Below are 12,788 nucleotides of genomic sequence, written 5' to 3'. Positions count from 1 at the left end.
TTAAATTTTATACAATCAAACGATAAGGAAAAAGGAAATTATTTTCAATCTTAAGAAAATCTTAAGAAATTTCGACGGTAAATCTTAAGAATTTCCTGTTACCATAAATTTTGTGAGGCGCCTGCCTGGACATCACAGTCCGGAAAGGAGGCGAGAATCAGAAACATAATCGTTTTATTTCTTTTTTTCATTGTTTCATACCGATGTATGAAATGTCTTACTAAGATTTTTTCGATTTAAGTTTCTTAAATTAATCACAACAACAACACTAATTGCATAGACAACTTATGGTATTTTCCTAACTTTATTATACCATATTTGGTGAGCTCGACACTCATCAAAACAAAGGACTAGGCTAGTGGCGCCTCAAATATTAAAAAACGTCAATAATAAGAGTGTATTTTATGGAAATGCTTCAGAATTTATCACATGGAAGAAACCTTTTGGTTGCGTGAAATACACAATTTGAGAAGTCAAAAGTGGGTAAAAACTATCAATCTTTTAACTAATAAATTTATGTAAATCGAGAGGACCCCGCCTTGACATATACAATTCATGATGGCTTTTTGCCCATAGACTTTGATAATGACGTAAACTTAATAGTCTGTTATAATATAGAGCGATTGTAAAGGAGCTAGAGCATGAAAAAGAAAGTGATTCCAGCGATTATTATAATCGCTCTTATTTTAATTATTGGCGGAATATACGCCGGACAGATAGCTTATCAGCATTATTCCTATAGTACTGAGAGAGCTGATCTCAATAGTTACTTCGATATTAGTGGAGATACAGATGTAGCCATTATCCTTGGCAATGAGAGGATAGAAGAGAGAGCCAGACTCCTCGATGGCCACTATTACATGGATTTTGCATCAGTTCAGAAGTATCTTAATAGAAGATTCTACTACGGAGAGGCAGATAATACCTTATTCTATACAACAGCTAGCAAAGTGATCATGGCTGAGATTGGATCTTCTCTTATGACAGATTCTACAGGTTCATCTGAGGATCTTGGTTATGTTATCGCCAGAACAGAAGGCGAGGAGCTCTATGTGGCTCTTGACTATGTTAAGAAGTTTACTAATTTCTCTTATGAAGGCTTTACAGAGCCTAATCATATGCAGCTTACTACAAGCTGGGAAGAGGAACAGGTTGCTACTATTAATAAGAATACACAGCTTCGTTTAAGGGGCGGTGTTAAGAGTGAGATCTTAGAGGATCTTGCCAAGGATGACACAGTTGTTGTTCTCGAGGTACTTGAGAACTGGTCTAAGGTCAAGAGCGCTGATTCCTACATCGGTTATGTAGAGAATAAGAGGCTTTCAGATACTACAACCAGAAGCCCTATTCCAGTAACTGATTATGTGGAAGAGGAATACACATCTCTTAACAGAGGACACAAGATCAATCTTGGATTCCACAATATTGGTGGCCCGGCTGGTAATGATACACTTTCATCAGTTGTAGCACAGGCTAAGAGTCTTAATGTTGTTTCACCTACATGGTACAAGCTTAATTCAAGCGCTGGTGATGTAACTAGCTTTGCATCAAGTTCTTATGTTAAGACAGCTCACGATAAGGGGCTTGAAGTATGGGCTCTTTTTGATAACTTTACAGGTACTGGAGATTTCTCAACATCTGAGTTCCTCTCACGTTATAGCAGCAGACAGAATGCCATCAGTCAGCTTATGGCACTTGCTGCAGAGAGCGGTGTAGACGGTATTAACCTCGACTTTGAGCAGATCAATACTGCAGATGGACAGGCTTATGTAGAGTTTGTAAGGGAATTATCAATTGCCTGCAGAGCTAATAACCTTGTTTATTCTATAGATGATTATGTACCGCTTCATTTCAATGACCACTACGACATTGCCGAGCAGGGCGTTGTTGCTGATTATATTATTATCATGGGCTATGACGAACATTATGCAGGTTCAGCAGAGGCTGGTTCAGTAGCTTCTCTTAGCTATGTAGAAAATGGACTTATCAGCACAACTGCCAAGGCAGATCCTTCCAAGGTTATCAACGCAGTGCCATTCTATACCAGAATATGGCATACTTCAGGCGGAGCACTTTCAAGTGAAGCTGTATCAATGCAGACAGCCAAGGAGTATATCTCTAACCACAGCATTCAGATGAACTGGGATGCAGAGGCTGGACAGAACTATGGTGAATTCACTTCATCTGATGGTACACTTAACCAGATATGGATGGAGGATGCAACTTCTATCGGACAGAAGATAGATTCTATGAGAGCACAGAACATTGCTGGAATAGCAGCATGGTCTCTTGGCATGGAAACAGCAGATGTCTGGGATGTGATTGCAAGTTATATTGAGGAATAAAGAAGTGGAAACAGAAGTAATAGTAATAGAAGAAAGTGATATGGATGAAGAGGCCCTTGAAGGCCTTAAGAAAGCTGGACAGATAATCAGAGACGGCGGTCTTGTAGCTTTTCCAACTGAGACAGTTTATGGTCTTGGCGGAGATGCACTTAATCCTCTTTCATCCAAGAAGATATATGCAGCCAAGGGCAGACCATCTGACAACCCACTGATAGTGCATGTTGCCAATATGGATGATCTTGCAGATATTGTAAAAGAGGTTCCAGAAGCTGCAAGGAAACTGGCTGACGCTTTTTGGCCTGGCCCGCTTACAATGATAATGAACAAAAATGACAAGGTGCCTTACGAAACAACTGGTGGCCTTGATACTGTAGCAATCAGAATGCCTAACAATAAGATAGCTCTCGAGCTGATAAGACAGTCTGGGGGCTATATTGCTGCGCCTTCTGCTAATACATCAGGAAGGCCAAGCCCAACAGTTGCAAGATACTGTGTAGAGGATCTTTCTGGCAAGATCGAGATGATAATTGATGGAGGCCAGGTAGGTATCGGTCTTGAGTCAACAATTGTTGATCTTACATCTGAAGTTCCTATGATATTGAGACCAGGCTACATTACAGCACAGATGCTGGAAGATGTACTTGGCAAGATCAGTATTGATAAGACCATTATTGATAGCACATCTACTGAGAAGCCCAAGGCTCCTGGTATGAAATACAAGCACTACGCACCTAAGGGCGATCTTATGATAGTTCAGGGCGCTCAGGACAATGTTGTTTCATATATTAATGATAAGTCACAGCAGGCTATGGCAGAGGGAAAGCGTGTTGGCGTAATAGCTACGGATGCTACCAAGGCCATGTACAGAGCGGATGTTGTTAAGAGCGTAGGAAACAGAGAGGATGAGAGCACTATAGCTCATGAGCTTTTCAAGGTTCTCCGTGAGTTTGATGATGAACAGATAGATATAATGTTCTCAGAGTCTTTTGACGACAGTGGAATTGGTCAGGCTATAATGAACAGACTTCTCAAGGCAGCAGGACATAATATTAAGTCGGTATAGCATAATATGATATACGAATTGCTCCATGACCATATCATATATGTTCAATATTGCGTAAAAACATTATAATATATAAGGAAAGAGGAACGAGAAATGATAGCATTAGCAAGTGATCACGGCGGATTCGAACTTAAGGAATCAGTTAAGAAGCATCTGGATGAGAGAAAGATCGAGTACAAGGACTTCGGTACTTATGGTCTTGATTCCTGCGATTATCCTGATTTTGGAGCTGCAGCAGCTAAGGCAGTAGCAGCAGGTGAGTGCGAAAAGGGAATCGTGATCTGCACTACAGGAATTGGTATTTCAATTGTTGCTAACAAGATTAAGGGAGTAAGATGTGCTCTTTGCTCAGAGATTTCAACAGCAAGACTTACAAGAGAGCATAACGATGCTAACGTACTGGCAATGGGCGGTGGATTTGTAGGCCCTGTACTTGCTAACGAGATTGTTGATACATTCCTTGATACACCATTTTCAAATCTTGAGAAGCATAGCCGTAGAATTGCCAAGATTTCAGAGCTTGAGTAATTAAGACAATAGCAGATCCTAGGATCTGTGCGATAAAAATAATACTAAGAGCATTTTAGGAGGCATGTATGGGAAAAGTAGTTATTATGGATCATCCACTGATTCAGCACAAGATAGGTTATATCAGGAGAACTGATACAGGAACTAAGGACTTTAGAGATACAATCGGAGAGATCGCAACACTTATCTGCTACGAGGCAACAAGAGATCTTCAGCTTCAGGACGTAGAGATCGAGACTCCAATCTGCAAGACTACTGTTAAGGAGCTCAAGGGTAGAAAGCTCTGCGTAGTGCCTATTTTAAGAGCTGGTCTTGGTATGGTAGATGGTATGCTTGCTCTTATTCCAGCAGCAAGAGTTGGTCATATCGGTCTTTACAGAGATCCAGAGACACTTAAGCCAGTTGAGTATTACTGCAAGATGCCAGCAGATGTAGCTGAGAGAGAAATCTTCGTAGTTGATCCAATGCTTGCTACAGGCGGATCATCAGTTGCAGCTATTCAGATGCTCAAGGACAGAGGCTGCAAGCATATTCACTTCATGTGCATCATTGCTGCTCCAGAGGGACTTAAGGCAATGCAGGAAGCGCATCCAGACGTTGATATCTACGTTGGTTCACTTGATGAGAAGCTCAATGACCATGGCTATATCGTACCAGGTCTCGGCGATGCAGGAGATAGAATCTTCGGTACAAAATGAGTGATATAGGGACGAAAAGTCACATTTATGCATGCTTGCATGTATATAAATGTGACCTTGAGGACCGAACATACATGAGGAAAAAATATGCGAATGTAGAGAGCATATTGATTTCCGAATGTATGTAGGATAGCGGGAATGCGAAGCATGAAGCTATCCGTTTATCACGGAGTGAAGACATGCATTTATCACGGACTAACTAAGGGAGGATACATGAAAAGAGAAGACTACATATCTTGGGATGAGTATTTTATGGGAGTTGCCAAGCTTGCAGCCATGAGATCCAAGGATCCTAACACACAGGTTGGAAGCTGCATAGTAAGCGAAGACAACAATATTCTTTCAATGGGATATAACGGTTTTCCTAAGGGATGTTCTGATGAGGAATTCCCATGGGAAAGAGACGGCGAAGACGAGCTGGGTACCAAGTATCCTTTTGTTACTCATAGTGAGCTCAATGCCATCCTCAACTACAGAGGTGGAAGCCTTGTTGGTGCCAAGATTTATGTATCTCTTTTCCCTTGTAATGAATGTGCCAAAGCTATAATACAGGCGGGTATCCGTACTGTGGTTTATGACAGTGACAAGTACAGCACTTCTGCCAGCACCAGAGCGTCCAAGAAGATGTTTGATGCTGCAGGAGTGAGGTATTATCAGTATCAGCCAAGTGGCAGAAATATTAAAATTACCATTTGAGACAATTATGATGAAGACTAACTGGGTTTGTGGTAAAAAAATAATAGCGATTCTGGCTGCGCTTGCCATTGGCGCTGCATCTGTGCCTTCTGTGAAGGTTATAGCAACGGAGTCAACCAAGAAACAGTTGGAAGAAGCTAAGGAGAAAAAGAAACAGTCACAAAATGATCTGGATAACACCAAGGACGACATCGCCGAGATGAACGAGGAGAAGTCGTCACTTCAGACTCAGCTCAACACACTTAATAATCAGCTTTCAGAGGTCAGCAGTAACCTTGAGGACCTGGAACAGCAGATTGATAACAAAGAGACTGAAATAGAGAATACACTGGCAGAGCTGGATTTAGCCAGACAAACTGAGACTAATCAGTATGCCAGCATGAAGAAGCGTGTTCAGTTCATATACGAGAAACAGAACTTTGTGCTGTTTGATATGCTCCTTGGAGCCACAAGTTTCGCAGATTTCCTTAATCAGAATAATTATATTGAACAGTTATCCGCTTATGACAGGAAGATGTTCCTGAAATATATCGAGACCAGGCAGAACATCGAAGCCAAGGAAGCCAAGCTTCAGGAAGAAAAAGAGCAGCTCGATGACTACAAGGTCAAGGCTCAGGCAGAACAGAGCAGGGTGTCAGGTCTTGTTAATCAGACATCCGGAACCATCAAGCAGTATGCCAACGATATTTCTGATGCTGAGGCCAGAGCTCAGGCCCTGGAGGATCAGATCAAGGAGCAGGAGGCAGATATCAAGAAGCTTGAGGCCAAGCTTGCTGAAGAAATGAGACTTTCCAAACTGGCAGCATCATCGGCTTGGAGGAACATTTCTGAGGTTCAGTTTGCTGAGGGAGATAGATATCTTTTGGCGAACCTGATCTACTGCGAGGCGGGATCAGAGCCTTACGAGGGTAAGGTTGCCGTAGGAGCTGTTGTTATCAACAGAGTGCTGAGTTCAGTTTATCCGGATACTGTTGTGGGAGTTATTTATCAGAACAAGCAGTTTTCTCCAGCTAGCAGCGGAAGACTTGCGCTGGCACTTGCTGAAGGAAAAGCAACAGCAGCCTGTTATCAGGCTGCCGATGAAGCTATGAAAGGTTATTCAAATGTTGGAAACTGTGTTTATTTCAGAACACCGGTTCCAGGACTTAGCGGAATAAATATTGGTGGTCATGTATTCTACTGATCGTTGTTTTCGATGAGTTTTTCTATCGGCTCAGCAAGTTGTTGTATGCCACCTTCATACAGATCATTAAGGAGCTTGTTCAGTGAGAGCAGGCTCTTTTTCAGAAGGGCTTCGTCAATAAGGCGTTTTTCGAAGGCCTCGGATAATTCATCCAGGTCAACAATACGCTGACGACCATCTGGATATATTTTTACATCAGCTAGAAGATCTATTACTAATAGGGAATTTTTCTCAGAATCATATTCGCAGGTTATGATATCGCAGTACCAGCATAGGAGAGATCCATCAGAGCGCAAGAATTTGCTGATTTTATAGCCGCGATCGATGTAATAACAGGAGTATCCTCTGGCCAGATCACATCTGGCGTGGATAGTGTTCCATTTAGTTATGATTAGCTTATCGTTGCATTCCAGGATAATGTCGTCCTTGAGTTCTAGGCACTCGTCTGGAATGAAGCGCTTGCGGTACAAGATTGGATGATCCATATTCTCTCCTTTCGAGAAAACTGCAAACAACCTAAATTGTATTATCAAAATCTTACTATCATTCAAATTGAAAGTCAATTATGCAGGGTAAATCAGTAAAACTTACTATAATAAAGTCCATATATGCAGTATTGATCTTTGTAATAGCCGTTTTGATCATCAGCAGAGTCTCTACTGGTGATAAAGCGGATATGACAGCACACATGCCAGAGGCTACGCTGCCAACAGTTACATTTATCAGTAATTTCAAAGAAATCAATCCTCTTCACGGATACCTGGAGGAAATGGATATCAGCCACATCAGAGGCACTGTTTTTCCAATAGGAAGCGGAAGAGATATCAATTATAAGATAAACACCTATGGTCAGAAGGTTTCAAACCTTAGTTTTGAGGTCAGAAATATTGATGGCTCCGGACTGGTTGAGAACACTGTGCTCCAGGATTATATGGAGACTTCTGATACCATCACAGGTACTTTTCAGTTAAAAGACCTGATTACTTCCGGATCGGAATATATGCTGGTAATGCTCATGGATACAGAAAGTGGCAAAGCCAGATTCTATACAAGAATTGTTTGGACTAACGATGATTTCAGGTATCACCTGGATGATGAGGTGGACTTTGTCAGAAACTTCAGCCTGGCAACCTTTGATAAAGAGGCAGCTACAGAGTATTCCAGATATTTGGAATCCAATTCAGAGGGTGACAATACTACTTTTAACAAGGTAAATATCCACAGCAGCTTTAACCAGGTTACATGGGGAGATCTGCAGATTGTGGAGCATACAGACCCTGAGATTTATGTAACAGATATTCATGGTCAGACAGGAAGCTACCTTTTGAGATACAGGATCAGTATCAAGGAAGGAGCACTTAACAAGGTCTACAACGTGTGCGAGGCCTACAGACTCAGGTTTACCAGTGACAGAATATATCTTCTCAACTTTGAGAGAACAGTTAATTATATTTTTGATGTTAAGTCTTTTTCTATTACCAAGAACGTGATCGGACTTAGTATATCTGATCCGGAGCTTCAGCTTGTTGAGAGTAGCAGTGGTAGTGCCTTTGCTTTCGTATCTGAGAACAGACTCTACATGCTCAACAACTCAGAGAACAGGCTGGCTTATCTGTTTGGCTTCTATGATGATAATAACAATGACATCAGGACCAGGTGGGATCAGAACAGGATCAAGATACTCAAGGTCGATGAAGCTGGAAATGTTAAGTTTGCTGTAGCTGGCTATATGAACAGGGGAATGCACGAAGGTCAGGTTGGAATAGCTGTCTACGACTACAACGCAACAATAAATGCAGTGGAAGAGCAGGTATTCATTAAGAGTAAGAGCGATCCTCAGATCCTGATGGAGTATGTGGATACTATTGCTTATGTTAATAACAGCGATGTCTTTTTCGTGATGCTGGATCAGAACATTTATGCCATAGATCTTCACGACAGAACCTATTCATCAGTTGTTGATGATATTGGCTCAGGCGAATACAAGATTTCAGAGTCCATGAACACAATCGCATGGCAAAGTGGAGACCTTAAGAGTCTTAACATGATGAATCTTGGAACCAAGACTGTTTCTGAGGTTACTGCTGATGATGGAGATTTCATTAGAGTTCTGGGCTTTATGGGCGAAGATATGGTATATGGCATGGTACATGAAAGCGACGTACTTAACGACCAGATGGGCAATCCGGTTTATGCCATGTACAATATCAAGATTCAGGATGGTGATGGAAATATCCTGGAGAACTACCATCCCGATGGAATATATGTAACATCTGTTTCTATCAGTGATAATCAGATCAGGATGACCAGAGTTGTCAAAGATGAAGATGGAGCCAAGTACGTAAGCACCTATGATGACCAGATCATGAGTACTCTCAAGGCTGAGAAGGGCAGCAATGTGGTTTCTACAGTTTCTGTAGATACATATGAAAAGATAGTACAGATTTCTGCTAAGAGTGAGATCAAGACCAAGCAGATAAGAGTTTTGACTCCTGCGCAGACTCTTTTTGAAGGTGACAGAGATGTCAGCATAGATTCTAAGCGTAACACAGATGAGAAGCCATTCTATTATGTATATGGTCTCATGGGAATAAACGGAATATACAGTGATCCTGCGGAAGCTGTTAAGCTTGCATATAATGCTCCTGCCACCGTAGTTGGTGACAATAACAGATATGTCTGGATAAAGGGTAATCTCCTTAGATCCAACCAGAATATGTCAGTTACGAGAGCTGCAGAAGTATATTCAGATATGACCAGCAAGGATCCGGTATCTGTGTGTCTGGACCTGATACTGACCTACGAAGGAGTAAACAGAAATGTTGATGCTCTTTTAAGTGATGGTGATAGTGTTTACCAGATTCTCAAGTCATCCCTTCCAGATGCAAGGATTCTTGACCTGGATGGATGCCCGATGTCAGCAATGCTCTATTACACCAATCAGGATATTCCTGTAATGGCGATGCTCAACGATGGCACAGCAATGCTGATAATTGGTTTCAACGATCTTAATACAGTACTGATGAACCCAACGACTGGTACTGTTTATAAATACGGAATGAATGATTCAGAAAAGCTTTTTGAGGAAAACGGTAATCATTTTATTACCTACATTATGGAGGAAAAATAATGGAGAGATTTGACTATTCTTTTATCGCAAATCCTGAAATTTTTAAAGACAACGTACTCCCTGCTCACGGAGATTTTGTGAGCTTTGCTACAGAGGATGAGCTTGCAGAGGGCGATACTTCTCTTAGAATTTCATTAAACGGACTGTGGAAGTTCCACTACGCCAAGAACTACAGAGCAGTAGTACCAGGCTTTGAAAAAGAGGACTATGACTGCAATTTCTGGGATGATATTCACGTTCCAGCACATATGCAGATGGAAGGCTATGACATTCCTGCCTATATAAATGTTCAGTATCCATGGGATGGACATGAGAAGATTGAGCTGGGCCAGGTTCCAGAAGAGTTTAATCCTGTTGGAAGTTATGTTAAGTACTTTAATCTTCCTGCTCAGTGGGAAGGTCAGGACGTTCATGTTGTATTCGACGGAGTAGAAAGTGGCTACGCACTCTGGCTCAATGGCCAGTATGTTGGCTATAGCGAGGATACTTTCACTCCTTCAGAGTTTGATCTTACACCTTTCCTTAAAGAGGGTACTAATAAGCTTGCTGTTCAGGTATTTAAATGGACATCTTCAAGCTGGATGGAGGATCAGGATTTCTTCAGATTCTCTGGAATATATAGAAATGTCTTTTTACAGGTGATTCCTGCTGCACATCTTGATGATGTTAAGATCAGAACTGTGCTTAACGACGATTTCTCAGAGGCAGAGCTTGAGCTTACACTTAATACAAGCGGTAAGAACGTTGGAGAGACAGAGTTTACACTGTTTAGAAATAATCACCCTGTTGTTAAGGGAACAATCCCTGCAGGGGCAGATCAGGTGGCCAAAGAAAAAGTGCATTCCCCAATGCTGTGGAGCGCCGAGGATCCTAACCTTTACCAGCTGGTTCTCAAGGTTAAGGATGCAGACGGAAATGTATGTGAGGTTGTAAGCCAGAATGTGGGCTTTAGACGCTTCGAGATGAAGGATGGCCTCATGCTGATAAATGGTAAGAGAATCGTGTTCAAGGGTGTTAACCGTCACGAGTTCTCCTGCGACAGCGGACGTGTTGTTTCCTACGAGGATACTCTCAAGGATATCATCACTATGAAGCGCAACAACATCAATGCTATCAGAACAAGCCACTATCAGAACTCTGCTGCAATTTATGAGCTCTGCGATATTTATGGTCTGTACATGATCGCTGAGAATAACTTAGAGTCACACGGCAGCTGGTCTCACCTTGGTAATGAGCCTGCTATTCCATTTGCGATTCCTGGAAGTCGTGACAACTGCATGTCCATGATGCTTGATAGGATCAATTCAACCTATCAGCTTGATAAGAATCATCCTTCTGTTCTGATCTGGTCAATTGGTAATGAGTCTCACGGAGGCAAGGTTCCTTATGAGATGTCACAGCTCTTTAGAAAGCTTGATCCAGACAGACTTGTACACTATGAAGGAATCTGCCACGACAGAACCTACAACGATACAAGTGATATGGAGAGCCAGATGTATCCACCAGTTAAGGACATCGAGAAGTTCCTTGCTGAGCATCCTGACAAGCCATTTATCTGCTGCGAGTATTCACACGCCATGGCTAACAGCTGCGGTGGTATGTTCAAATACACAGACCTTGCTGACAGAGAACCACGCTATCAGGGCGGATTTATCTGGGATTATGTAGATCAGACAATCAGAACCAAGAACTGCTTTGGTGAAGATTATCAGGCATATGGCGGAGATCACGGTGAAAGACCTACTGACTATAGCTTCAGTGGTAACGGAATTGTTAACTCAGAGCGTGAGCCATACGCCAAGATGCAGGATGTTAAGTTCAACTATCAGAACATCAAGGCAATTGTAGAAAGAGATAAGGTTAAGATCATTAACACTTCTCTTTTCACTAATACTAATGAATATGACTGTGTAGTTATCCTTGAAAGAGATGGCAAGAAGCTTTTAGAGAAGCGCATGGCTACAGATGTTGAACCTCTTTCAGAAAAAGAGTATGAGCTTCCAGAAGCTATTACAGCAAGAATGTCAGTTATGGGAGTAGAGGGCTATAACGAGAATGGTCCATTCCCTCTTGATGAGTACGCAGTAACAGTTTCCTTCAGACTTCGTGATGATACAATCTGGGCTGAGCGCGGCCATGAAGTTGCTTTCGGACAGGGCGTATTTAGAATTGCAGCTTCTACAGTTATCAGCTGTGGTGGTCTTAAGGTAGTTAAGGGTGACTACAACATCGGAGTTAAGGGCAATCACTTCAGCGTGATGTTCTCAAGAGAAAAAGGCAATATCACTTCATATAACTATGCTGGCAAAGAACTGATCCAGGGACTTGGACTTCCAAGACCAAACTTCTGGCGTGCACCAGTTGAAAACGACAGAGGTAACAACATGGCTGGCAGATATGCTCAGTGGAAGATCGCAAGCGCATATGCAACAACATCTCCTATCATCGAGGAGTCCAACGGATACGTAAACGGAAGCTATGATGAGAGACGCGAGTATCCTAAGGTAGTAGAGGATGAGAACAGCGTTAGCATTACCTGCAAGTTCTATCTTCCTACAACTCCAGCAGCTTCTGTACTCGTAACATATACAGTTACTGGTGATGGAAGAGTATGGATCAAGGAAGAGTACGAGCCAGTTAAGGGACTTACTCCTATGCCTGAGTTTGGTATGCTCTTTAGATTCAGCCCTGAGTTTAACAAGGTTGAGTACTACGGAAATGGCCCTATGGAGAACTATGTTGATAGAAACAGAGGAGCTAAGCTTGGCATCTTTAATACAACTACTACAGATGCTATGGAGAGCTACCTTCTTCCAGAAGAGACTGGTAACAGAACCGGTGTTAGATGGGCAAAGGTTACAGATAACAGAGGAAGAGGATTGTTGTTCGAAGCTCCTGATACAATGAACTTCAGCGCTATTCCATATCTTCCAGATGAACTTGAAGCAGCAGATCATCCTTATGAGCTTCCAAGAGTGACTAAGACTATCGTTCGCTGCAGCAGCATGCAGATGGGTATCGCTGGCGATGATACCTGGGGAGCTAAGACTCATCCTGAGTTCCTGCTTCCTAATGACGAGAAGCTTACATTCGTTATGAGCTTCAGAGGAATCTGATATATACAGGTTTTGGATGTGAAGATTGT

9 protein-coding genes are annotated in these 12,788 nt (G+C 42.1%); 8 read left to right on the top strand and 1 reads right to left on the bottom strand.

The annotated features are described in order from the left end of the window. Positions 1-641 precede the first annotated feature (641 nt). The 6 genes from IJI01_RS01570 (at position 642) to IJI01_RS01545 (ending at position 6,513) form a co-directional block, all read left to right on the top strand. Entirely contained in the window at positions 642-2,345 is a 1,704-nt protein-coding gene (locus tag IJI01_RS01570; protein WP_292184796.1) for a glycosyl hydrolase family 18 protein, read from the top strand. A gap of 4 nt (positions 2,346-2,349) precedes the next feature. Continuing rightward, positions 2,350-3,408, top strand: coding sequence for an L-threonylcarbamoyladenylate synthase (locus IJI01_RS01565; RefSeq protein ID WP_292184793.1), 1,059 nt, complete (start codon positions 2,350-2,352; stop codon positions 3,406-3,408). A gap of 93 nt (positions 3,409-3,501) precedes the next feature. Next, on the top strand, positions 3,502-3,936 hold the full coding sequence (gene rpiB / locus IJI01_RS01560; RefSeq protein WP_292184789.1) for a ribose 5-phosphate isomerase B: 435 nt from the start codon (positions 3,502-3,504) through the stop codon (positions 3,934-3,936). Positions 3,937-4,004: 68 nt separating this feature from the next. After that, positions 4,005-4,634: a uracil phosphoribosyltransferase gene (gene upp, locus IJI01_RS01555; protein ID WP_292184785.1), complete on the top strand. Its 630-nt coding sequence runs from the start codon at positions 4,005-4,007 to the stop codon at positions 4,632-4,634. A 213-nt stretch (positions 4,635-4,847) separates the two neighbouring features. Continuing rightward, positions 4,848-5,330, top strand: coding sequence for a deoxycytidylate deaminase (locus tag IJI01_RS01550; protein WP_026662902.1), 483 nt, complete (start codon positions 4,848-4,850; stop codon positions 5,328-5,330). Between the two features lie 7 nt (positions 5,331-5,337). After that, positions 5,338-6,513, top strand: coding sequence for a cell wall hydrolase (locus IJI01_RS01545; RefSeq protein ID WP_292184776.1), 1,176 nt, complete (start codon positions 5,338-5,340; stop codon positions 6,511-6,513). Here IJI01_RS01545 and IJI01_RS01540 read toward each other — a convergent pair. After that, on the bottom strand, positions 6,507-6,998 hold the full coding sequence (locus IJI01_RS01540) for a DUF402 domain-containing protein (RefSeq protein WP_292184773.1): 492 nt from the start codon (positions 6,996-6,998) through the stop codon (positions 6,507-6,509). The genes IJI01_RS01545 and IJI01_RS01540 overlap by 7 nt on opposite strands. An 80-nt stretch (positions 6,999-7,078) precedes the next feature. Here IJI01_RS01540 and IJI01_RS01535 point away from each other — a divergent pair, with 80 nt between their 5' ends. Then, complete coding sequence (locus tag IJI01_RS01535; RefSeq protein ID WP_292184770.1) at positions 7,079-9,643, top strand: hypothetical protein; 2,565 nt, start codon at positions 7,079-7,081, stop codon at positions 9,641-9,643. Then, positions 9,643-12,759: a glycoside hydrolase family 2 TIM barrel-domain containing protein gene (locus tag IJI01_RS01530; protein WP_292184767.1), complete on the top strand. Its 3,117-nt coding sequence runs from the start codon at positions 9,643-9,645 to the stop codon at positions 12,757-12,759. The genes IJI01_RS01535 and IJI01_RS01530 overlap by 1 nt, the downstream gene beginning before the upstream one ends. Positions 12,760-12,788: the final 29 nt, after the last annotated feature.

This window comes from Butyrivibrio sp. (assembly GCF_017433805.1).
Taxonomy (GTDB): Bacteria; Bacillota; Clostridia; order Lachnospirales; family Lachnospiraceae; genus Butyrivibrio.
This window is presented reverse-complemented; position numbering and strand designations above follow the sequence as displayed.